The organism is Burkholderia sp. AU31652 (genome assembly GCF_002223155.1).
Classification (GTDB): Bacteria; Pseudomonadota; Gammaproteobacteria; order Burkholderiales; family Burkholderiaceae; genus Burkholderia.
The window spans coordinates 330402-354169 of sequence record NZ_NKFG01000008.1; the positions used below are offsets into that span (position 1 = coordinate 330402).

Here is a 23768-nt window from a genome sequence, read left to right on the forward strand (position 1 = left end):
CCTTAACGATTCATGGCTGCCGTGACTTCTACCCCCATCCAGTCCATCCTGATCGCGAACCGCTCGGAAATCTCGATCCGCGTGATGCGTGCCGCCGCTGAGCTGAACATTCGCACGGTGGCGGTCTATTCGAAGGAAGACCGGCTTGCGCTGCATCGCTTCAAGGCGGACGAGAGCTACCTGATCGGCGAGGGCAAGAAGCCGCTCGCCGCATATCTGGACATCGACGACATCCTGCGCGTCGCGCGGCAGGCGAAGGTCGACGCGATCCATCCCGGCTACGGCTTCCTGTCCGAGAACCCGGATTTCGCGCAGGCCGTGATCGATGCCGGCATCCGCTGGGTCGGCCCGTCGCCGGACGTGATGCGCACGCTCGGCAACAAGGTGGCCGCGCGCAACGCGGCGATTGCCGCCGGCGTGCCGGTGATGCCCGCGACCGCGCCGTTGCCGGACGATCTCGATGCGTGCAAGGCACTGGCCGCGGAAGTTGGCTATCCGCTGATGCTGAAGGCGAGCTGGGGCGGCGGCGGGCGCGGGATGCGCGTGCTCGAGAACGAACGCGACCTCGAGACGCTGCTGCCCGTCGCGCGCCGCGAGGCGCTGGCCGCGTTCGGTAACGACGAGGTGTACGTCGAGAAACTCGTACGCAATGCGCGGCACGTCGAGGTGCAGGTGCTCGGCGACCTGCACGGCACGGTCGTGCATCTGTACGAGCGTGACTGCACGGTGCAGCGACGCAACCAGAAGGTCGTCGAGCGCGCGCCGGCACCGTACCTCGATCACGACGGCCGGCAAGCACTGTGCGAATCGGCGCTGCGCCTGATGCGTGCCGTGGGCTACACGCACGCGGGCACCGTCGAATTCCTGATGGACGCCGACACCGGCCAGTTCTACTTCATCGAGGTGAACCCGCGCATCCAGGTCGAGCACACGGTGACCGAGATGATCACCGGGATCGACATCGTGAAGGCACAGATCCGCATCACGGAAGGTGGGCAGATCGGGCTGACGGAGGATGCGACGGACGGCGACGGCTCGCTCATCGCGCGCGCAGCCGGCGTGCCGGAGCAGCACGCGATTCCGCTGAACGGCAACGCGCTGCAATGCCGGATCACAACCGAGGATCCGGAGAACGACTTCCTGCCCGACTACGGGCGGCTCACGGCTTATCGCAGCGCGGCGGGCTTCGGCGTGCGGCTCGATGCCGGCACCGCCTATGGCGGCGCGGTGATCACGCCGTACTACGACTCGCTGCTCGTGAAGGTGACGACCTGGGCGCCGACGGCGGCCGAATCGATTCACCGGATGGATCGCGCGCTGCGCGAGTTCCGGATTCGTGGCGTCACGTCGAACTTGCAGTTCCTCGAGAACGTGATCAACCATCCGGCCTTCATCGCGGGTGACGTGACGACGCGCTTCATCGACAAGACGCCGGAACTGCTCGAATTCGCGAAGCGCGGCGACCGCGCGACGAAGCTGCTGCGCTATCTCGGCGAGCTGAACGTGAACGGCAACGCCGAGATGAACGGTCGCACGCTGCCGGCGCTGCCACTGCAGAAACCGGTGCTGCCGAAGATCGATACGGCCGTGGCGATTCCGGCCGGCACGCGCGATCGCTTGCGCGAGCTTGGCCCCGAGAAGTTCGCGAACTGGATGCTCGATCAGAAACAGGTGCTGTTGACCGACACGACGATGCGCGACGCGCATCAGTCGCTGTTCGCGACGCGCATGCGCACGGCCGACATGCTGCCGATCGCGCCGTTCTACGCGCGCGAGCTGTCGCAGCTGTTCTCGCTCGAATGCTGGGGCGGCGCGACCTTCGACGTCGCGCTGCGCTTCCTGAAGGAAGACCCGTGGGAACGGCTCGCGCTGCTGCGCGAACGCGTGCCGAACATCCTGTTCCAGATGCTGCTGCGCGGTTCGAACGCGGTCGGCTATACGAACTACGCAGACAACGTCGTGCGCTTCTTCGTGCAACAGGCCGCGAGCGCTGGCGTCGACTTGTTCCGCGTGTTCGACTCGCTGAACTGGGTGCGCAACATGCGCGTGGCGATCGACGCGGTGGGCGAGAGCGGGATGCTCTGCGAAGGCGCGATCTGCTACACCGGCGACCTGTTCGACACGTCGCGTTCGAAGTACGACCTCAAGTATTACGTCGGCATCGCGCGCGAGCTCCAGCAGGCCGGCGTGCACGTGCTCGGCATCAAGGACATGGCCGGCATCTGCCGTCCGCAAGCGGTCGCGACGCTCGTGAAGGCGCTCAAGGAGGAAACCGGGCTGCCCGTGCATTTCCACACGCACGACACGAGCGGTATCGCTGCGGCGTCGGTGCTCGCGGCGATCGGTGCGGGCTGCGACGCGGTGGACGGCGCGCTCGATGCAATGAGCGGGCTCACGTCGCAACCGAACCTGTCGAGCATCGCGGCCGCGCTGGCCGGCAGCGAGCGTGATCCGGGGCTTGACCAGGATCGCCTGCACGAAGCATCGATGTACTGGGAAGGCGTGCGCCGTTATTACGCGCCGTTCGAATCGGAGATCCGCGCGGGCACGGCCGACGTCTACCGTCACGAGATGCCGGGCGGCCAGTACACGAACCTGCGCGAGCAGGCGCGCTCGCTCGGCATCGATCATCGCTGGACCGAGGTGTCGCGTGCGTATGCGGACGTCAATCGGCTGTTCGGCGACATCGTGAAGGTCACGCCAACGTCGAAGGTGGTCGGCGACATGGCGCTGATGATGGTCGCGAACGACCTGAGCGTGGACGACGTGCGCCGCCCGGACAAGGACATCGCGTTTCCGGAATCGGTCGTGTCGCTGTTCAAGGGCGAGCTGGGTTTCCCGCCCGACGGCTTCCCGGCGGAGCTGTCGCGCAAGGTGCTGAAGAGCGAGCCGCCGGCGCCGTATCGCCCGGGCGACCAGATTCCGCCGGTCGATCTCGACGCGGCACGCAAGCAGGCCGAGGCCGCGTGCGAGCAGCCGCTCGACGATCGGCAACTGGCGTCGTACCTGATGTATCCGAAGCAGACGGTCGACTACTACTCGCACGTTCGCGCGTACAGCGACACGTCGGTCGTGCCGACGTCGGCGTTCCTGTACGGCCTGCAGCCGCAGGAGGAGGTGGCGATCGACATCGAGCCGGGCAAGACGCTGCTCGTGTCGCTGCAGGGCCAGCACGCCGATGCGCAGGACGGCATCGTGAAGGTGTTGTTCGAGCTGAACGGCCAGTCGCGCTCCGCGCTGGTCGAGCAGAAGACGGTCGTGCATGCGGGCAAGGAGCGCCATGGGTTGCAGCGCGCCGATCCGGGCAATCCGCTGCACATCGCCGCACCGATGCCGGGCTCGGTGGTGACGGTGGCCGTGCAGCCGGGGCAGCGCGTGACGGCCGGTACGACGCTGATCGCGCTCGAGGCGATGAAGATGGAAACACACATCGCGGCGGAGCGCGACTGCGAGATCGCGGCCGTGCACGTGAAGCCGGGCGAGCGGGTGGCGGCGAAGGATCTGCTGATCGAGATGAAGGGAGCCGTGTAATGCTGGCTCGCTTGTCGGACCACGATTCCAGATGCGCGTTGCCGTCTGTCGCGTCCCTTTGATCGGATCGATTTGATTAGGAAGTGATCGGTTGGACAAGCTTCAGGCAATGAAATTCTTCGTGCGCGTTGCCGAAGAGGGCAGCTTTACCGGCGCGGCAGAGCGTATGGGCGTCACGACCGCGCTCGTGTCGCGTGCGGTTGGTGCGCTCGAGACGCATCTGAGGACGCGGTTGATCAACCGAACGACGCGGCGGATCGCCCTGACGGAGGCGGGCGAACGCTATCTCGGTCGGTGCGAGCAGATTCTCGCCGGCATCGACCTGGCCGAGGCGGAGGCGGCCGACGCGCATGCGAGGCCGGCAGGACGCTTGCGCGTACACGCGACACCGGGCTTTGGCCAAAGCTACGTATTGCCGGCCGTGTTGGCATATCGGCAATCCTATCCGAACGTGTTGGTCGAGCTGACGCTGTCTCAGCATGTGCCGGACTTGATCGATGACGGCTATGACGTCTCGCTGCAGCTGAGTGCGGCTGACCTGCCGGATTCGGGGCTCGTGTCGAAGCGTCTCGGTAGGCTCAGCAGTGTGCTGTGTGCATCACAGGCCTATCTCGACACGCATGGCGTACCGCTCGATACGCAAATGCTTGCTGAACACGCTTGCCTGCAAATCGTCTCGTCCGTGTTCCCGAACAACCACTGGCAGTTGACCGGGCCGCATGGTGCCGAGCGTTTCGAACTGCCACCGGCCCAGCTCCGGGTCAATACGGTAGAGGCGCTGGCCGTTGCCTTGCGCGCTGGCGCCGGAATCGGCGCATTACCCATGTCGACTGCAGTGCCGACCCTGCGAGGTGGCGGATTGGTACGGGTGCTGCCCGATTACACGCTGCAGTCGCTGACGGCTTACGCACTCTATCCATCACGCCAGTATCTCGATGCGAAGATCCGGACCTTCGTCGAGTCGCTGCAAGCATCGATTCCGACGGCCCTCGAAGCGGATATGGCCGCGCTCAACGTGACCTGACATTTCGAGCGTGCTCGGGAAATCGCTCGATCGCCGGCAATGCGTCGAAAAGACTCGGTCTCGGCGGCCCTCGTTGTCAATCTCGAATTAACACTGATGTCGTCTCGTGTGGCTTGATGGCGATGCATCCCGCCCGCATCATCGTTGCTCCTGTATTCACGGGCTGCGCGACGAGCGATGGCCTCGCATTCAAATGACGAATGAGCATGCTTCCCTTTTCCGACCTCTTGTTTTTCGTAATGGCCTGACACTGCGCAATCGCGTGGTGATGGCGCCGATGACCACCTGGTCCGCCGACCCCGATGGCGCCATTTCAGACGCCGAACTCGACTACTACCGGCGCCGTGTTCAGGGCGTTGGCATGGTCGTGACCGGTTGTACGCATGTGACGGAGAACGGCATCGGCTTTACCGACGAGTTCGCCGCTTACGACGACCGTTTCATTCCCAGCCTGAGAAGACTGGCCGAAGCGGCCAAGAGCGGTGGCGCGCTTGCCGTCCTGCAAATTTTCCATGCTGGCAACAAAGCCGTTGTCGAGGCCGTCCCGAATGGCGAACTCGTGAGCGCATCCGCCGTCGCCGCGCTGGCGGGACCGTTCAACCGCGGTGACGTCACGCCGCGACCGCTGGCGTCCAACGAGATCGAAGACATGGTGCGGGCTTTTGGCGACACCGTTCGCCGGGCGATCGAAGCGGGATTCGATGGCGTGGAACTGCACGGCGCGCATGGCTTCCTGCTGCAAAATTTCTTTTCTCCGCGCTACAACCGGCGCTGTGACGAATGGGGTGGGTCGCTGGAAAACCGCATGCGCTTTCCGCTGGCGGTCGTCAGCGAGGCGCGACGTGTGATTGCCGCGTACGCGAAGCGCCCGTTCCTGTTGGGGTACCGGATATCTCCGGAGGAGCGCGAGGAGGGCGGATATCGTGTGCCGGATGTTTGCGCACTGGTAGACAAGCTCATCGAGGGCGGGGTCGACTACGTGCACGCGTCGCTCAATGACGTTCGAGGTGCACGGCCGTTGGGCGCGGATACCGGCCTCACGGTGAAAGCGATCGTCGACCATGTCGGCGGCCGCGTGCCGGTGATGTCTGCCGGGATGCTTCGCGCCCCGCGCGAAGCCGCGGACGCCCTCGATCTCGGGCTGTCGCTGGTAGCGGTTGGAAAAGGGCTCGTGATGAATCCGGATTGGGTGGCGATCGCCGAAACAGGTTGCGACGCACAAATTCGCCACGCAATCGAGATGGGCGAGCAGTCGCAATTGTCGATTCCGGAGGGCTTGTGGGCGGCGATTGAAATGGCGCCTGGCTGGATTCCCGTGCATCGGCCAGCGGCGGTTGTCGACTGATCCGGGGCGATTGCGGATTTGTTCCGTACTATGATTGGTGGCATGGCAGGCGTTCCGACGCGTCAGCTACGGAAAACCGCCGATTCACCGTATCCGGGTGCAGTGTGCGTTCTGTTCCGTCTTTCAAAGTACGGAATGAGTCGGCGATCCAATTGACTTGACGCTTCCCGGGTCCTGTAATGAATGCCATCGGATGCAGTCACGTTGCGCGCGCCGTTGATGCCGCGCGCGGTCCGTAGTTGCAGAACAGATAGTTCATGGCCGTTTTCAGAGCCAGATCGAGACAAACGGAGCAATCGATGTCGCCTCACGCACGCCAGGCAGAGACACTCGTGTCCGGACAGGAGAAGGCAACCTGGGGCGATCCATCGCTCGACGACGGCCGGAATCTGGACAGCGGATCCGCATCCCAAGCGATGGTCGTTCCATTGGCACGGAGTCTCGCGATACTGGCTGCGTTTTCCCCGCACGAGCCGTGGCTCGGCAACCAGGAACTCGTGGCCGAGACGGGTATTCCTGCACCGACGGTTTCACGGATGGCGCGTTCTCTGGTCGCGCTCGGTTACCTTCACTATTCGCCGCAGCGTCGAAAATACCGGCTTGCCGCGCCCGTGCTGTCGCTCGGCTATGCGGCAATCGCTCATTCCAACGTTCAACTGCTCGCGCGACTTGAAATGCAGGCATTCGCGAATGCGAGCGAAACCTATGTGGTACTCGGCACACGGGATCGTCTCGATGTGATCGTGCTGGAAACGTGCGCGAGCAAGCCGGCGTCAGTCGATCTGAAGCTCTATGCGGGCACTCGCCTGCGTATCGCATCATCGCCGATGGGCTGGGCCATGCTTGCGGCACTGCCGGAACTCGAACGCTTTTATTTGCTGGGCAACATCGAACGCAAGACAGGGCGTGATTGGCCCAACCTGCGTCGTCGTATCAGCGAGGGCATTTCACAGGTGCACAACGTCGGCTATTGCGTGTCGCTGGGCGAGTGGGAGCCGGATCTTACGATTCTCGCGGTGCCACTGGTGGTCCAGGACCATACCCCGCTCGTGCTCGCCTGCATTGGCCGCAGCGCTCGGCTGGGACGTGCCCGGGTCGAGCGTGAACTCGGGCCGCGTCTCGTTGCAGCAGCCCGGCATTTGCAGGAGCAGGCGATCGTCGCCGGCTGACACGTATATGGAAAAGACCGACAGCCAAACAGGTGTGACGTTGACCGTCGAGCGCGGGCTCGAGGTGCTGCATGCGTTTCGGGCGGTACGTGCGCCCTTGTCGAATGCGGAACTGGTACGGCGTACCGGTCTCCCGAAGGCGACGGTGTCCCGCCTGACGTCGACGCTGATTTCGACGGGTTATCTGCGCCGCGTGGGCGGCGGCCGGCAGTTCGAACTCAGTGCCGGCGCATTGAGCATCGGCCACGCGTACCTGGAGGCAAATCCGGTCACGCGTCTGGTTACGCCCGTGATGCAGAAACTTGCCGACAAGCTGGATCTGTCGGTAGCGCTTGCGGTCCCGCATCGGCTCGACATGGTGTATATCGCGTGGCGAGCAAGCCCCAAGATCGCGACCTTGCGGCTTGGCGTCGGCTCCTTGCTGCCGATGGAGTCGACTGCTGTCGGCCGTGCTTACCTCTACGGACTACCTGAGGATGCGCGCGATGCATTGATCGCGGAGTTGCTCGAAGCGGCAGGAGACGACGCGGATGTCGTCCAAAAGAACCTTGATGCGGCGTTTGCCGACCTGGAGCAGTCGGGCGTGTGCATGTCGGTTGGCGAATATCAGCGGAATGCATACGGCATAGCAGTGCCTATTGTGGTCGGTCGTACCCACACGCTGATGGCGCTGAACTGTGGGGCGGTCGAGCTGGAGCCGGATATGACTGCAATCCGTCGGCGCGTAGTGTCCGAATTGAAGGCAGCTGCGGAAACGCTGTCGTTTATTTTGAGTGATGTCGACTGCGAGCCCTGACGTCCGGCAGTTCCATGATCCGATGGACGTCAGGGCATCGCAGGGGCGATGGTTTTACAATTCGCTCACGAGCTCCGGCACGAGCGAGAACAGATCGCCGACGAGGCCATAGTCGGCCACGCTGAAGATCGGCGCTTCCGGATCCTTGTTGATCGCGACGATCACCTTCGAATCCTTCATGCCGGCCAGGTGCTGGATCGCACCCGAGATGCCGACCGCGATGTACAGCTGCGGTGCGACGATCTTGCCGGTCTGGCCGACCTGATAGTCGTTCGGCACGTAGCCTGCGTCGACTGCCGCGCGCGAAGCGCCGAGTGCTGCTGACAGCTTGTCCGCCAACGGCTCCAGCACCTTCGTGTAATTCTCGCCGCTGCCCAGACCGCGGCCGCCCGACACGATGATCGTCGCGCTCGTCAGTTCCGGACGGTCCAGCTTCGTCACTTCACGGCTCACGAACTGCGACTTGCCTACGTCGGCTGCCGCTTCGATCTTCTCGACTGCTGCGCTGCCGCCTTCCGCTGCCACCGGATCGAAACCCGTTGCACGCACCGTGATGACCTTGATCGGATCGCTCGACTGCACCGTCGCGATCGCGTTGCCCGCGTAGATCGGGCGCTCGAACGTGTCGGCCGAATCGACTGCCGTGATGTCCGAGATCTGCGCGACGTCCAGCTTCGCGGCGATGCGCGGCGCGATGTTCTTGCCGTAGGCCGTCGCCGGCGCGAGGATGTGCGAGTAGTCCTTCGCGATGTTCAACGCGGTCGCTTCGACGTTTTCCGCGAGGCCCGCTTCGAGTTGCGGCGCGTCGGCCAGGAGGACCTTCGACACACCTGCGATCTTCGCTGCCGCGTCGGCTGCGCCTTGCGCGTTGTGGCCCGCGACCAGCACGTGAATGTCGCCGCCGATCTTCGCCGCCGCCGCCACCGTGTTCAGCGTCGCGGCCTTGATCGACGCGTTGTCGTGTTCTGCAATCACCAGAATCGTCATTTCTTTCCGCTCCCTCTTACAGCACCTTGGCTTCGGTCTTCAGCTTCTCGACCAGCGTCTTCACGTCCGGCACCTTCACGCCGGCTGCGCGCTTCGGCGGCTCGACCACTTTCAGCGTCTTCAGACGCGGCGCGACGTCGACACCCAGGTCTTCCGGCTTCACCGTTTCCAGCGGCTTCTTCTTCGCCTTCATGATGTTCGGCAGCGTCACGTAACGCGGCTCGTTCAGGCGCAGATCCGTGGTGATGACGGCGGGCAGTTGAAGCGACAGCGTTTCCGCGCCACCGTCGACTTCGCGTGCGACGGTTGCACGGCCGTCGGCCACCGTCACCTTCGATGCGAACGTCGCTTGCGGCAGGCCTGCCAGCGCCGCCAGCATCTGGCCAGTCTGGTTCGAATCGTCGTCGATCGCCTGCTTGCCGAGGATCACCAGTTGCGGCTGCTCCTTGTCGACCAGCGCCTTCAGGATCTTCGCGACGCCCAGCGGCTCGACGCCGTCGTTCGACTCGACGAGGATCGCGCGATCCGCGCCGATCGCCAGCGCCGTACGCAGCGTTTCCTGCGCTTGCGCGACGCCTACCGATACGGCGATCACTTCGGTCGCCACGCCCGCTTCCTTCAGGCGCACGGCTTCTTCAACAGCGATTTCGTCGAACGGGTTCATCGACATCTTCACGTTCGCGATGTCGACACCCGATTGGTCGGATTTCACGCCGACCTTCACGTTCGCGTCGACGACGCGCTTGACCGGGACCAATACCTTCACTTTGCGTCTCCTTTTCCAATCAACAATCCTGCACCCACTGCACGGAATAAGCTGCCGCACTGGCGTAGCGTCAACAGTGTCGGTTCTGCCATGGTCAGGTCAACACCGGCGGTTCAATGATTCCGTACTTCGGAAACCGCGAGGAGCGCGTGGAATTGACAATACGTGCCGGATGGCGCGGCACAGACGAAAAGCTGCATTGTGGTTATTCCGACGTACGGAACAACACCTGGTCGTGCGTTGACGCTTCCAGACGCCGCGCACACGATTGAGATCAAAGCCCAGCGCATGCCGAAATCGCGTCGGCTTCGTTCGGATGGGTGGTCGCGCTGCGACTGTCGACGAGTTCGCGGAGCTGTTCGTATTCCTTGCATCCGGCAAGTCCGGCTATACGTCCGGAACGATTGTCACGGTGGACGACGGGATCACGTCGCGCGGCTCCGTGAGTCAAACATAGAAAGGAAGAATCATGTCAGAGAGCGATCAGGAGACATCCATATACGCGTCGTATTCGAGTCTTGCGTTCGATCGACCCGCGAAGGGGGTCTTGCGCATTACGCTCAACCGTCCGGAGCGACTCAACGCGCTCGACGCGCGAGGTCATGAGGAGTTGGCGCGAGTGTGGCGAGACGTCGACGAGGATCCGAGTGTCGCTGCCGTGATCCTGTGCGGCGCAGGCAAGGCATTCTCTGCAGGTGGCGACTTCGACATGGTCGAGGAAATGATCGATTCGTTCGACGCGCGGGTGCGCGTTTGGCGCGAATCCAAGGATCTCGTCTACAACATCATCAACTGTTCGAAGCCGATCGTCTCCGCGATCCATGGCTCGGCGGTGGGTGCAGGGCTCGTGGCGGCGCTGCTCGCGGATATTTCGGTGGCCGGCCGATCGGCACGCCTGGTCGACGGTCATACGCGGCTCGGCGTCGCAGCAGGCGATCACGCAGCGATCATCTGGCCGCTGCTTTGCGGCATGGCGAAAGCCAAATATCACCTGATGCTGTGCGAACCCGTGAATGGCGAGAAGGCCGAGCAGATCGGACTGGTATCCGTCGCGGTAGACGATGCCGACGTTCAGGAAACGGCGTTGTCGATCGCTGTGCGGCTCGTGAACGGCGCACCGTCGGCGATACGCTTGACCAAATACGCGCTCAACAACTGGCTGCGCCAGGCTGGGCCGACTTTCGACGCGTCGCTGGCACTGGAAATGTTTGGGTTCGGCGGGGCTGAAGTACGCGAAGGCGTGAAGTCGTTCCGCGACAAGCGCGCGCCGGAATTCCCCCTCGAAACGCCGGTGTCTCCGACGCGGAGCGTATAAGCCGGAAGATCGGTGAAAGAAACGGGGCCCGGCGTGCGCAGCATGGGCTCGCGTTTGCCGCTGTGGCACACCCGCGACCACTGACTCCGCTTACCGGTCGACCGGGGTAGGAGCGCGGTCGCACACTGAGCGATTGAAAAAGGTCGGCTGGTCACGACGACGAAGCCGAGTTCAACACGCGATGGGAATCTGTCGCGCCTACATGATTTGAATCAGCACATGTCCCAAACCAGTCTCATCGAGCAATACGGCCCGCGCGAATCGATGGAATACGACGTCGTGATCGTCGGCGGCGGCCCCGCCGGGCTGTCGGCGGCGATCCGGCTCAAGCAGCTGGCCGCCGAGAAAGGCACCGAGATCGGCGTGTGCGTGCTCGAGAAAGGTTCCGAGATCGGCGCGCACATCCTGTCGGGCGCGGTGATGGACCCGCGCGCGATCAACGAACTGTTCCCCGACTGGAAGGAACGCGGCGCGCCGCTCGACGTCGAGGTGACGGAAGACCGCTTCCTGTTCCTGTCCGAGAAGAGCGCGGTCACCACGCCGAACTGGGCGCTGCCCGCCAACTTCCAGAATCACGGCAACTACGTGATTTCGCTGGGCAACGTCACGCGCTGGCTTGGGGCACAGGCCGAAGCGCTGGGCGTCGAGATCTTCCCGGGCTTCCCCGCTGCGGAGATTCTCTATAACGACGACGGCTCGGTCAAAGGCGTCGCGACCGGCAACATGGGCGTGGGCAAGGACGGCGAGCCGACCGAGAACTTCCAGCTCGGCATGGAGCTGCACGCGAAATACACGCTGTTCGCCGAAGGCTGCCGCGGCCATCTGGGCCGCCAGCTGATCTCGAAGTTCAAGCTCGACGCGAACGCGGATCCGCAGGCCTACGGGATCGGCATCAAGGAACTGTGGGAGATCGATCCGGCCAAGCACAAGCCGGGCCTCGTGATCCACACGGCCGGCTGGCCGCTGAAGTCGGATACGTACGGCGGCTCGTTCCTGTATCACATGGACAACAACCAGGTGGTGGTCGGCTTCGTGGTCGGCCTCGGCTACACGAACCCGTACCTGTCGCCGTTCGAGGAATTCCAGCGCTACAAGACGCACCCGTCGATCCGCGCGTTCCTGGAAGGCGGCAAGCGCGTGTCGTACGGTGCGCGCGCGATCACGGCCGGCGGGCTGCTGTCGCTGCCGAAGACGGTGTTCCCGGGCGGCGCGCTGATCGGCGACGACGCAGGCTTCCTGAACGCGTCGCGGATCAAAGGCAGTCACGCAGCGATCAAGACCGGCATGCTGGCGGCCGACGCCGCGTTCGACGCGGTGCAGGCCGGCCGCCAGTCGGACGAGCTCAACGCGTATCCGGATGCCTTCAAGCAGTCGTGGCTGTACACGGAGCTGTACCGTGCGCGCAATTTCAAGCAGTGGATGGCGAAGGGCCTGTACCTCGGCACGCTGATGGTCGGGCTGGAGCAGAAGGTGATGGGCGGCAACGTACCGTGGACGCTGCACCACAAGCATGCGGACCACGAAATGCTGAAGCCGGCATCGCAATGCCAGCCGATCGAGTATCCGAAGCCGGACGGCAAACTGACGTTCGACCGTCTCTCGTCGGTATTCATCTCGAACACGAACCACGAAGAGAACCAGCCCGCGCACCTGACGCTGAAGGATGCGAACGTGCCGGTGAACGTGAACTTGCGCACGTACGCGGGGCCGGAGGCGCGCTTCTGCCCGGCGGCCGTGTACGAGTTCGTGAAGAACGACGACAGCAGCGATCGCCTGGTGATCAACGCGCAGAACTGCGTGCACTGCAAGACCTGCGACATCAAGGACCCGACGCAGAACATCGTGTGGGTCACGCCGGAAGGCGGCGGGCCGAATTACCCGAACATGTAAACCAAAGTACGGAACGCGGGCCGGGACCGCGTTGACCCCCGCCCGTGGCGGTGCTCGAATCGAGGCAGAGTGCCTCCACCGCTGCCCTGATCATCCCATTCCACATGGACCGTTCCGAACGCGGTGAGCAGCGTCGGAGTCGCGTCTCCGTGACTTTCGAGTTCGTCGACTCATGAACCATGCTGAACCCGTGACCCCAGGGCCTTTGAACGAAGCCGCCATGGCTGGCTGCTGCGAGGCGCTCTCCACCATCATTCGCTCCGGCGACACCGTGATGTGGGGCCAGTCACACGCTGAGCCGGTCACGCTGATGCGCGCGCTCGTTGCCCAGCGTGAGCATCTGAAGCGGATCCGCATCTTCCTCGGTATCGGCCTCGCCGACGTACTTGCCCCCGAGCATGCCGACGCATTCGACTTTCTCGCGTACTGCGGGAGCGGATCGAACCGAAAGCTGGCCCGCGCGGGCGTGCTCGACATTCTTCCTGTCCATTACTCGCAGCTGCCCGGGTTGATCCGTTCCGGCGGGTTGCGGATAGATGTCGTGATGCTTCAGGTCTCGCCACCGGACGACCAGGGGCGCTATAGCCTCGGTCTTGCGCGCGAATATCTGGTCGAGGCGGTGAAGCACGCGCGCGCGATTGTCGCCGAGGTGCATCCGGACGTTCCGTGGACTCACGGTGGGCCGTATCTTCGGGCTGACGATATCGATTTGTTGGTGGCATCCGACGCGGTGTTCCCCGAGGCGCCCGTCACGGAACCCGGGCCGGTCGAGCAGGCAATCGGTCGGCATGTCGCATCGCTCGTCGAGGACGGTGCGACGTTGCAGACAGGCATCGGCTCGATTCCCGATGCAGTGATGGCGGAACTGCGGGGCAAGCGCGACCTCGGCGTGCATTCGGGAAGCATCGGCGATGGTGTCGCAATGCTCTGCGAGGCCGGTGTCGTCACGAACGCGAAGAAGTCGATCGACAAGGGGGTCACGATCGGCGGGGTCATCATCGGTTCCGCACGGGTACGTCGCTTCGCGCATCGGAATCCCGCGCTCGAGTTGCGCGGTACCGAATACACGCATAACCCGGAAGTGCTCCGCGGAATCGACCGGTTCGTCGCGATCAATTCGGCAGTGGAGGTGGACCTGACCGGGCAGATCAACGCCGAGATGGTTGGCGACACGTATGTCGGCGCCGTCGGCGGTGTCGGCGACTTCCTGCGTGCGGCCCAGCTCAGTCAGGGCGGCGTTCCGATCGTTGCGCTGCCGTCGACGGCGGGGCGGCATAGCCGGATCGTGACGCGATTGTCGGGGCCGGTCACGATACCGAGAAGCGACGGATGCGTGATCGTGACCGAATACGGGATTGCCGATCTGCGTGGCCTGTCTCTCGCCCAGCGTATTCCAAAGATGATTGCAGTCGCACACCCCGATCATCGCGAACGTCTCACACGCGAAGCCTATCCGGGCACCTGAATGACGCGACCACGGGCGACGTGCCGGATTGAGTCGAGGCGCGCCGCCGATAGCGGAGCAATGGAAGGAGAAACACACCATGCAGAAGCGCGCCAATCGCTCGCAGTTGAATGAACGGACCATGGCAGACGTGGAAACGATCCATCGTTTGTCATCGTCACGATTTACTTGTCGCGCCTATTTGCCGGACGCCGTTCCGGCGAGTGTGATCGGCAGCATCGTCGACATCGCTAAACGTTCTGCGTCGTGGTGCAATGTGCAGCCATGGCACGTGGTGGTGACATCCCGCGAGACGACTGATCGATTCCGTGCTGCACTGGTCGACCATGCCGCGCGGCATACCGAGATGGATTCCGATATACCGTTTCCGGCCGAGTACCCCGGTGTCTATGGCGAACGTCGGCGCGAAATCGGATATGCCCTTTACGAGGCGCTCGGTATCGACCGCGAAGACCGCGTCGCCCGTGCCAGACAGGCTGCGGAGAACTTCAGGCTGTTTGGTGCGCCTCACGTGGCGATCCTGACGATGCCCGCCGAACTCGGACAGTACGCAGCCGTCGACAGCGGGGCATTCGTCGCGTCGTTCCTGCTGGCGGCTCGCGCCTATGACGTTGCCACGACGCCCCAGGCAGCGCTCGCAAACCATGCCGGCTTCATTCGAAATTATTTCGGGATCGGAGACGAGCGGAAGTTCGTTTGCGGGATCGGATTCGGTTACGCCGATCTGGCGCATCCCGCCAACGGATTTCGCTCCACCCGGGCAGCAACGAAGGACGTGATGCGGATGGTCTGAGCAGTGACGCGTTCGCCTGCCTCGATTTTGGCCGCATGTGACGGCTCGACCTGCTGAGCCGATTCGATGACAACCCGACAGCGCTAGCTAGACGGGGCGGATGTGGCGACCGAGGAACTGCGCTGCAACCTCGCCGAAGACGTCATTGCGATCGCCAGCCACCATGTGCCCGGCGGCAGGAACGTTGACGTACTCGGCGTGGGGGCACAGTTTGAGGAATTCATGCACGCCTGCTTCGCTGACGATGTCGGAATTGCCGCCGCGCACCAGCAACGTCGGCAACTTGAGCCTTCGCGCACACGCGGAATAGCGTGCGTGGCGTCGATCCAGGTCGCGGGGCCACGCGAGAAAATGCGGATCCCAGTTCCAGCGATATCTTCCGTCTCCGTCGTGACGCAGGCTGCGGCTCACGTTGCTTGAAACGAACCCATTTTTTGGATTCCGGCGATACCGCCTGATCGCGTCGACGGCTTCGTCAGGAGATTCGAACCCGTCCGGCCGACGCATCAGCGACTGCAGACGGACGACACCGTGCGGCTCGACACACGGCGCAATGTTGACGAGCACCAGTGCAGCTGCATCAAGAAAGCCTTCCCCGACTGCGAGCAAGCTCGTGCCACCTCCCAGGCCGGCGCCGACGAGCATCGGTCGTCGGCCGTCGAAGAGCGTCGCGACGCGTTCGAGATCGCGGACCATCGCGATCTGACTGTAGTTGCCGGTCGGCGACCAATCCGATTCACCATGGCCTCTTGCGTCGAAGGCAACGGCATGAAAGCCGGCCGCGCCGAGCGCGTGGCCGATTCCGCTCCACGCATGACGCGTTTGCCCGCTGCTGTGCAGCAGGATGACGGGTGCGCCGAGCGGGTCGCCCCACGATTCGCCGGCGAGCCTCAGGCCGTCAGCACTTGTCCAGGTGTGAGTCCTGCCCTTCGAGCACGAAGGGCAGGTTTCCTCTTTCATCGAAATCGTCATGATTGCACCGCTTCAGCATTACGTAACCATTCGCCACCGATCAGGCATCGTGAGCCATCGAGGCGCTCGGATCCCGCGTTCTCGGCCCGGAATCCAGATCGACTGCTATTGCCCATCGTGATCGCCGAGCATTCTGTAAGTTTGACGCCGTGGAAAGTTGCGTCAATCTCGGCGCGCGGAACGTTCCGTACTGCGGTCACGCCCGCGTCACTTTATCTGCCGCTGAACGAGTGCAATGATGGCGCCGGCCAGGGAAATGATTGCAATCACGTAGAAGCAGTCCAGTACGCTCATGAAGCTCGCCTGATGCGTTGCCATGCGCGCGAATTCTCCGAGAGCAGCACCTTCGGCCTGCGCGGTATTCATGCCGTGCTCGGCAAACGCATGAGCCATCGACTGCAGCGCGTTCTCGAAGATCGGGTTGTAAGGGGTTGCAAATTCCGCCAGGCGGGTTTGATGGAGCGCGAGGCGGTGCTGATCCAGGATGATGATGGACGCGGTCGATAGCGAGTATGCAAGCTGCTTGACGATATTCTTCAGTCGGTAGCCGTGCGTAAATTCGTGATCCGGGAAGATCTGGAACGCGACGTTTCCGTTCGGCAGAGCGATGAACATCAACAGGAAGCCGCGCACGATCAGCGGTGCCAGGAGCCACGACACACTCACATCGGGGGGGAGGTGGATAAACCACACGGCGATGAACGTAGCCATCAGGAATCCTGGAACGATCAACAGCTTCTTGCGCGTCACGAACTTCGCGTATCGGAAATACAAGAACGCCACGACGATCGACGACAGTGACGTGAATCCGACGATTCGGCCCGCATTTTCCACCGGGTAGCCGAGGCCGCCTTCGAGCAGTCTCGATATCAGATAGCCGATTGCATTCGTGATGTAGTAGTAGAACGCATAGAGCACGATGGCGACTCTGAAGGGGCCTTCTCGCAATGCACTCAACCGAATGAGCGGTTTTGGGTGGTTCCATTGCTGCCAGGCCACCCAACCGAGCGCGAGCAGGCCCGCTGCGGTAAGGAGCAACAGTATCGGCGACGTGCTGAACAGCTCGAAGCGGACCTGCTGAGCGACGATCTGCAGCGCACCGAGGGCGAGCGCGAAAATCAGGTAGGGCCAGAGATGCGTGTCGCTGCGCAATGCCGGCTGGCGCTTGCCGATATGTGGAACGACCAGGAACGCGAATACGGCCAGTGCGAGCCCGGCGACCGTCGTGCAGAGAAAGAGCGCATGCCAGCCAAAGTTTGCAATGAGCACGCCACCGGCTAGCGGCGCAAGGGCGCTCGCCAACAGGATGATCGTCAGGAACAGGCGGGTCGCCGGCGGGCGATTCTTGGGCGAGAAGCCGGTCTGCAAGAGAATCCGACACGTACCGAGCATCGGCCCAATGAAGTAGGCCTGAAAGCCTCGTGCCATCGCCAGTTGAAATGAAGTCACGCTGAGCGATGCCGCCAGTGAGCCGATCGCGAACATCAACAGGCAGCCGCTGAGATATCGGCGGAACCCGATTCGCTCGATCAACCATTGCTGTTGAAGAATGCCCAGTACCGATGCGACAGCATACGCAGACGACGACCACACCAGTTCGTCCGGCGGTACGTTGATCCCGCCAGCTACGTAGCTGCTGAAGAACGAGAAGGCGGTATTGTCGAAGTAGTCGAGTCCGACCGACAACGCGATGGCCCAGGGAAAAAGGTCATGACGAAGATGACGGTACGTCAGTGACCGTGCGCGGGAGAACGCCATGATCACGATGCTCCGTTGCCAGACCCGGACGCGGCGGAACGACGCTCGCGAGCGGCGAGACGTTCACCTTCGAGCACTTCCGCAGGGGTACCGGCGAGTCGTCGCCGCAAGTACTCGAGGTCATCGTTCAGCTCGTTGCGCAGTGTCTCCGCGTCTTTCAATTCACGTCGGACCTGCACGATCCGGGCGTTCAGGCGGGTGATCTGCTCAGCAAGACCTGACGAGATCTCGTGCAACGACTCGGCGGAATACTGCCTGCGGCCGTCGGCCTCGATCGCCAGTGGCTGCTTGAGTATTTCGGTGATGCCGTGGAGCGAGAACCCGAGGGAGCGCAGTCGCAGGATCCGTCCGAGCTTGTCCAGATCGGCGACGCTGTAGAGCCGGTACCTTCCGTTGCTCCTGGCTGGAATCACCAGGCCGAGTTCCTCGTAATACTTCAGGGTGCGGGGCGTCACGGCCAGCTGACGGGCGGCCTCGCGTATCGCGACGAGTGGTGAATTCCTGGCTTGCATCGAATGAAAGAGGGGGGGCAGTTGCCCGCGCATACCGATTCACGCGGCGCGTGTGGGCGCTGCATGGAACGTCAACGTATGCGTACAGGTTGGGCGAAAATGAAGCGCCGACATTCCGTCGGCGCTTCGCTGAGTCGAACTGGCGTGTCGAGAGGAGCGCGGTCGATCCGCCACGTGGAATCCGGGAGCCGCGCTACCAATCGATTCTGTTACCCGTGTCGATGTGCGATCCGAGCGGGAACAGCCGGTCCGTCAAGCCATGACGATGGTCTTCGATTCCATGAACGCGGTCAGCCCTTCGACGCCGCCTTCACGCCCGATGCCGGACTGCTTGAATCCGCCGAAGCCGATCGAAAAATCGGTGCGCGGGCCATTGTGGCCGACCGTCCCCGAGCGGATCTGGCGTGCCACGTGCAACGCACGGGCGCTATCGTTCGTGAACACCGCGGCATTCAGGCCAAACGGGGTGTCGTTCGCCATCCGGATCGCGCTGGCTTCGTCGTCGGCGGGAATGACGCTCAATACCGGGCCGAAGATCTCGTCCTGAGCGATCGTCGAACGGTTGTCCACGTTGCCGAATACCGTCGGCTCGAAGAAGAACCCGCGCTGCAAGCCGGCCGGACGTTTGCCGCCGGCTGCCAACGTTGCGCCTTCCTCGATGCCCTTTGCGACGAACCGCTCGACGGTCTCTCGCTGCCGCGCGCTCGCGAGCGGGCCGGAGGTCGTCTCCGGCGCGAACGGATCGCCGACCACAATCTGTCGGGCGATGTTCGATAACGCTTCGACCATCGCGTCGTGTTTCGCACGCGGAACGATCACACGCGTCAGGCTGTGGCAGATCTGCCCGGTGTTGTAGCCGAAATAGGACGGCCCGAGGATGTTTGCCGCAGCTTCGACATCGAAATCATCGAGGATGACGGCGGGCGATTTGCCGCCGAGTTCGAGCGTGACGCGCGCCACGCGGTCGCCGGCAATGGAAGCGATCCGGCGGCCGGCGCCTGTCGATCCCGTGAACGTGATCTTGTCGACGCCGGGATGGCGAACCAGCTCCTCGGATACGTCCCGATCGGCCGTCACGACATTGATCACACCGGGCGGCAAACCGATTTCTTCGCAGATCTCGGCGAACAGGTAGGCCGAGCAGGGCGCTTCGGGCGACGACTTGATCACCAGTGTGCAACCTGCGAGTAGCGCCGGCGCGGTCTTGTACGCCATCAACCCGGCAGGACCGTTCCACGGAATGATTTCCCCGACGACGCCGACCGGCTCGTAGACGCGATAGCCGAGATTGCCGGTAACCGACCGGTGCTCCTCGACGAACGGGAAGGTCGACGCCATTGCTGCGTACTGGCGAAATGCGCCGCTGATGAACAGCCCGATACGCGGCTGGGCGATCTTGTACACGATCCCGGTCTCGATCGACCAGATGCGCGCGAAATCGTCGTTCAGCGCTTCCAGCCGTTCCGCGAACTTCTCGAGATAGACTGCGCGTTCCTGCGGCGTCATGCGGGGCCACGGGCCGTTGTCGAATGCGTCACGCGCCGCGGTGATTGCACGCTGCATGTCGGCCGACGCGGCTTTTGCCACGGTCGCCACGACTTCTTCCGTCGCGCAGTCGAGCACGTCGAACGTTTCGGCGGTGGACGGTGCCACCCATTGCCCGCCGATGTAGAACGCTCGGGGATGCTTGAGGTCGATCGTTCTCTTGGTCATCTAATTCTCCATGGCCGTCTTCGACGGCGCTTTCCAAATTCCGGACGGCACGGGTGTGCGTGCCGTCAAAATACGATGACGCCCTTGCCACTCGTTTGTTGGTTGAAGTGTGCGTAGGCTTCACCGGCTTGCTCGAGACGCCACTCTTCGGTAAAGAGCTTGTCTACCTCGACACCGTGATCGGCGATGAAGTGGGCACAGTCCTTCATGCCGACTTCGGAGAAGGTGAAGGAGCCGATCAGCGTTCTTTGCTTGCCGATCAGGTCTTTCATTGCATCGATGGTCAGGTTCCCGCCGACCGCGACGAGAACGACACGCCCCCATACTTTCGTGCTGCGAATCGCCTGCGCGCGCGGCAGTTCACCACCGGCACATTCGACTGCACAGGACACGCCTTTTCCGCCCGTCAGCTTGTGGATCTCCTCGACCGGGTCGACCTTGCTGGCGTCGATGCCATGTGTGACGCCGAATGCTTTCGAGCGCTCGACGCGATTCGGGTTGATATCGATGCCGATCACCTCGATACCCATCGCTGCGGCGAGTTGAGCGGTGGAGAGGCCGACAGGGCCGAGGCCATAGACGGCAAGCGTGTCACGCGCGCTGATATCCAGACGCAGCAGCGCGCCGTATGCCGTGCCGGTGCCGCACGAGATGGCCGCACCGCCCTTGAACGACACTTCCTGCGGCAGATGGACCAGGGACGATACCGGTACCTTCATGTAGTTCGCATGCCCGCCGTGACTCAGCACGCCGTAGATGCGCGCGCCGCGATCGCACAGTTGGGTCCAGCCTGTCCGGCAGTGGTCGCAGCAGCTGCAACCCGCGTAATGAAAGACCATGACCCGGTCGCCGACCCGGAACGTTGCGGGATCGACGCCCGGGCCGACCGCGGCCACGACGCCGCACGGTTCATGACCGCCGATGACCTGGTCGGATTCCATCCGGTCGCGCATGCCTAGCATGCTCAACGATTCCGCCATCCCGTGGCGGTAATAGTGAAGGTCGGTTCCGCACATGCCGGACGCCTTCATTTCGATGACTGCTTCGCCGTATCCCGGAACGGGATCGTCGAAGTTGAGGACGTCGACCTTGCAATTTCCCTGAAAGACCATGCCGCGCATGATAGTTCTCCAAATCTGGTGCGTAGGCTCGGTGCGGGCGCTGCAGCGCTTGCGCGAGGCGTCAATGTTCCGATGCCGGCGCGGTAAGCTCACGCACGACCCGTGGCGCGATCAATGAATGGTCAGTCCGCCCGTCGGGCTCAGCGTTGCGCCTGTCAGGTAGGCCGATTCGTCCGATGCGAGGAACGCGACGACCTGACCGATATCCGTGGGCGCCGCTACGCCGAGCGGGCAGCCGGCGACGACCTTTTCGTATTGTTTGCGGTGTTGTTCCGATACCTTGCTGTCGGCACCGAACACGGCGTCCCACGACGGGCTGTCGCGCACAACCGTCACGCAAACGCAGTTGACCCGGATCTTGTCGCGCGCCAGTTCCTTGGCGATGACTTTGCTGGCGCGAATCAGGCCGCCGGCAAATGTCGAAACGGCCGTTTGGCCCGGGGTGGGGACCCGGCCGCCTTCCGAGGTCACGAAGATCACGCTGCCGCCGCCACGAGGGCGCATGTACGGCAACGCAGCCTGCACCGGAAAGAGCTTGGCGGCCGTATTCTCGGCAACCAGCGCCGCAACGCGTGCGAGGTCGATATTGGCGAATGCGCCCCGAACCTGGGGAGACCGCGCCTCGTCGTCATTGCCGCCGGCATTGGCGACGACAATGTCGATGCCGCCATGGCGACGGGCGGTCTCCGCGGCTAACGCGTCCATATCGTCTTTCGATCGCACGTCTCCCGACAGGAAATCCGCAATGCCGCCAGCCTGCCGGAGCTGGGCGAGGACCGACTCTGCCTTCGCTGCATTTCGCCCGCTGATCACGACTGTTGCGCCGCGCGCTGCGAGCTGCAACGCGATGCCTTTGCCGATCCCACCGGTGCCGCCGGTGACGATGGCTACTTTCCCTTCAAGACTGCTCATCGAAATTGCCTTCAAATCATGGAGAAGTTCGTTCGAGCTCGCCTGTCGGTCGGATATGCACGACATTGCGATTCGTGCGAATCCGGCTGGCGGATCGAGAAGTCTGGCGGCGAGAGGTAAATGACCTCCGCGGCGCGCCGTATATCTGCCTGGGCAATAGTAGGTACGGAGCGGCGGTAATTCGAGTGACGTTTTTCGAATGCGGAGTTGCTTATTTTCGAATCTGGCTTTCGTCGAGCCCCGGCATGGCAGACGAATGGCTGTCTGACCCGTCGATCGACGCGTGAAACTCGAGTTGCTCTCAACTGGCAGTGCGGCACCGCGTTCGCGAAACCGCAACGCCGCTTTCGCGAATCTGCATTTGTACGAGGCGGTGGGCGCCCCTAGGATTGACCGAGCTGGCGGGCTTCGTTCGGCAACGAGTAGCCCCGGCAAATTGCCGACGCGCATGGTGCGTCGCTTTCCGAGGCAGGCAGTGGCTCGGATACAAGAGGCGGGGTAGCGATACTCGATCCCGCAAAAAAATCGGAGACAAATTTGCAACGCTGCAAAGGCCAAGGCCCGTTGGCGGGTCTCAAGGTGGTCGAGATCGGCGGCATCGGACCGTTGCCGTTCTGCGCCATGCTGCTCGCCGATCTCGGCGCCGATGTATTGCGAATCGACCGTATCGTGCCGTCGGACAGCGGTGTTTTGCTGGAAAGTCGGTTCGACCTGTTGCGTCGTAGCCGCCGCTCGATCGCGATGGATCTGAAGAATGGCGCGGCAGTCGAGGTGATCCTTCGCCTGGTCGAGGGCGCAGACGCCGTCATCGAAGGTTTTCGTCCCGGGGTGGCCGAACGGCTTGGCGTTGGCCCGGACGACTGTCTCGCGGTCAATCCGAAGGTCGTCTACGGCCGCATGACGGGCTGGGGACAGGACGGCCCGCTCGCGGACGCGCCCGGCCATGACCTCAACTACATCGGATTGACCGGCGCGCTCCATTCCATCGGCTCCGAAAACGGCCCGCCGGTGCCACCGCTCAATCTCGTCGGAGATTTTGGCGGCGGCTCGCTTTATCTTGCGCTGGGGGTCGTCAGTGCGATGCTCGAGGCCCGGAGCTCCGGACAGGGGCAGGTGGTCGACGCGGCCATGGTCGACGGCTCCGCGTCGCTGATGACCCTGATATACGGGATGCATGCCGGCAACGCATGGATCGACCGGCGAGGCTCGAATCGGCTGGATTCAGGCGCGCCCTGGTATCAGGTCTATGAAACGAGCGACGGCCGCTACGTATCGCTCGCATCCAACGAGCCGCGCTTTTATCGCGAGACGCTGACCCTGCTCGGCGTGGCCGACGAACCGCTTCCGAAGCAGCACGATACGGACGGATGGCCGCTGCTGCGCGCACGCTTTGCCGAGATATTCAGGCAGAAGACCCGGGACGAGTGGTGCAACCTCGCAGCCGGAACCAACGTGTGCATTGCGCCGGTGCTCTCATTGACGGAAGCACCGAAGCATCCGCACAACGTCGCACGAGCAACGTTTCAGGAAGTGGCCGGCGTGGTACAGCCTGGCCCGGCACCGCGCTTCAGCCGCACGCCAGGTGCGATCCAGAGGCCCCCCGCCCGGATCGGCGAGCATACGGACGAAGCGTTGCTCGACTGGGGGTTTGCTCAACATGAGATTGATGCGCTGCGCAATCGAGAGGCGATTCGGTGAG

The 23768-nt window shown here is 63.2% G+C and carries 19 protein-coding genes; 11 read left to right on the top strand and 8 right to left on the bottom strand.

Going from position 1 to position 23768, the window contains the following annotated elements:
* The first annotated feature begins 12 nt into the window (after window positions 1-12).
* The 5 genes from CFB40_RS37215 to CFB40_RS37235 all read left to right on the top strand — a co-directional run bounded on the left by CFB40_RS37215 (window position 13) and on the right by CFB40_RS37235 (window position 7865).
* Complete coding sequence (locus CFB40_RS37215; RefSeq protein ID WP_089434233.1) at window positions 13-3531, top strand: pyruvate carboxylase; 3519 nt, start codon at window positions 13-15, stop codon at window positions 3529-3531.
* Between the two features lie 91 nt (window positions 3532-3622).
* Window positions 3623-4555 carry a LysR family transcriptional regulator gene (locus CFB40_RS37220; RefSeq protein ID WP_089434234.1) on the top strand — a complete coding sequence of 311 codons (933 nt, stop codon included), beginning with the start codon at window positions 3623-3625 and terminating at the stop codon, window positions 4553-4555.
* 193 nt (window positions 4556-4748) lie between these two features.
* A complete protein-coding gene (locus CFB40_RS37225; RefSeq protein ID WP_089434235.1) occupies window positions 4749-5900 on the top strand; it encodes an NADH-dependent flavin oxidoreductase in 1152 nt (383 codons plus the stop codon).
* A gap of 299 nt (window positions 5901-6199) precedes the next feature.
* The gene (locus CFB40_RS37230) at window positions 6200-7069 is read left to right on the top strand and encodes an IclR family transcriptional regulator (protein ID WP_089434236.1); all 870 of its coding nucleotides are present in this window, start codon (window positions 6200-6202) and stop codon (window positions 7067-7069) included.
* Between the two features lie 7 nt (window positions 7070-7076).
* Window positions 7077-7865: an IclR family transcriptional regulator gene (locus CFB40_RS37235; RefSeq protein WP_039343247.1), complete on the top strand. Its 789-nt coding sequence runs from the start codon at window positions 7077-7079 to the stop codon at window positions 7863-7865.
* A gap of 54 nt (window positions 7866-7919) precedes the next feature.
* On the opposite strand, the gene CFB40_RS37240 is transcribed toward CFB40_RS37235, so the two are convergent.
* Together CFB40_RS37240 and CFB40_RS37245 are read right to left on the bottom strand one after the other, a co-directional pair.
* Window positions 7920-8852: an electron transfer flavoprotein subunit alpha/FixB family protein gene (locus CFB40_RS37240; RefSeq protein WP_089434237.1), complete on the bottom strand. Its 933-nt coding sequence runs from the start codon at window positions 8850-8852 to the stop codon at window positions 7920-7922.
* 16 nt (window positions 8853-8868) lie between these two features.
* Window positions 8869-9618, bottom strand: coding sequence for an electron transfer flavoprotein subunit beta/FixA family protein (locus CFB40_RS37245; RefSeq protein ID WP_089434238.1), 750 nt, complete (start codon window positions 9616-9618; stop codon window positions 8869-8871).
* 316 nt (window positions 9619-9934) lie between these two features.
* Between CFB40_RS37245 and CFB40_RS39380 the strand changes: the two genes are divergently transcribed.
* The 5 genes from CFB40_RS39380 (at window position 9935) to CFB40_RS37265 (ending at window position 15081) form a co-directional block, all read left to right on the top strand.
* A complete protein-coding gene (locus CFB40_RS39380; RefSeq protein WP_143329958.1) occupies window positions 9935-10075 on the top strand; it encodes an SDR family oxidoreductase in 141 nt (46 codons plus the stop codon).
* Between the two features lie 12 nt (window positions 10076-10087).
* Entirely contained in the window at window positions 10088-10933 is an 846-nt protein-coding gene (locus tag CFB40_RS37250; protein ID WP_089434239.1) for an enoyl-CoA hydratase/isomerase family protein, read from the top strand.
* 219 nt (window positions 10934-11152) lie between these two features.
* Window positions 11153-12823 carry an electron transfer flavoprotein-ubiquinone oxidoreductase gene (locus CFB40_RS37255; RefSeq protein WP_089434240.1) on the top strand — a complete coding sequence of 557 codons (1671 nt, stop codon included), beginning with the start codon at window positions 11153-11155 and terminating at the stop codon, window positions 12821-12823.
* 172 nt (window positions 12824-12995) lie between these two features.
* Window positions 12996-14288, top strand: coding sequence for an acetyl-CoA hydrolase/transferase family protein (locus tag CFB40_RS37260; protein ID WP_373452713.1), 1293 nt, complete (start codon window positions 12996-12998; stop codon window positions 14286-14288).
* A 79-nt stretch (window positions 14289-14367) separates the two neighbouring features.
* Window positions 14368-15081 carry a nitroreductase gene (locus CFB40_RS37265; RefSeq protein WP_256977000.1) on the top strand — a complete coding sequence of 238 codons (714 nt, stop codon included), beginning with the start codon at window positions 14368-14370 and terminating at the stop codon, window positions 15079-15081.
* Window positions 15082-15168: 87 nt separating this feature from the next.
* Here the strand turns inward: CFB40_RS37265 and CFB40_RS37270 are convergent, their stop codons facing one another.
* The 6 genes from CFB40_RS37270 to CFB40_RS37295 form a co-directional block, all read right to left on the bottom strand.
* Complete coding sequence (locus tag CFB40_RS37270; protein WP_089434243.1) at window positions 15169-16053, bottom strand: alpha/beta fold hydrolase; 885 nt, start codon at window positions 16051-16053, stop codon at window positions 15169-15171.
* A gap of 207 nt (window positions 16054-16260) precedes the next feature.
* Window positions 16261-17811 carry an MFS transporter gene (locus CFB40_RS37275; RefSeq protein ID WP_089434244.1) on the bottom strand — a complete coding sequence of 517 codons (1551 nt, stop codon included), beginning with the start codon at window positions 17809-17811 and terminating at the stop codon, window positions 16261-16263.
* A 2-nt stretch (window positions 17812-17813) separates the two neighbouring features.
* Window positions 17814-18356 carry a MerR family transcriptional regulator gene (locus CFB40_RS37280; RefSeq protein WP_256977001.1) on the bottom strand — a complete coding sequence of 181 codons (543 nt, stop codon included), beginning with the start codon at window positions 18354-18356 and terminating at the stop codon, window positions 17814-17816.
* A gap of 219 nt (window positions 18357-18575) precedes the next feature.
* The gene (locus tag CFB40_RS37285; protein ID WP_089434245.1) at window positions 18576-20036 is read right to left on the bottom strand and encodes an aldehyde dehydrogenase; all 1461 of its coding nucleotides are present in this window, start codon (window positions 20034-20036) and stop codon (window positions 18576-18578) included.
* A gap of 65 nt (window positions 20037-20101) precedes the next feature.
* Window positions 20102-21157: a zinc-dependent alcohol dehydrogenase family protein gene (locus CFB40_RS37290; protein ID WP_089434246.1), complete on the bottom strand. Its 1056-nt coding sequence runs from the start codon at window positions 21155-21157 to the stop codon at window positions 20102-20104.
* Between the two features lie 111 nt (window positions 21158-21268).
* Window positions 21269-22069 carry an SDR family NAD(P)-dependent oxidoreductase gene (locus CFB40_RS37295; protein ID WP_179255346.1) on the bottom strand — a complete coding sequence of 267 codons (801 nt, stop codon included), beginning with the start codon at window positions 22067-22069 and terminating at the stop codon, window positions 21269-21271.
* A gap of 537 nt (window positions 22070-22606) precedes the next feature.
* On the opposite strand from CFB40_RS37295, the gene CFB40_RS37300 reads away from it, so the two are divergent.
* Window positions 22607-23767, top strand: a complete 1161-nt coding sequence (locus tag CFB40_RS37300) for a CaiB/BaiF CoA transferase family protein (protein ID WP_089434247.1) — start codon at window positions 22607-22609, stop codon at window positions 23765-23767.
* Window position 23768: the final 1 nt, after the last annotated feature.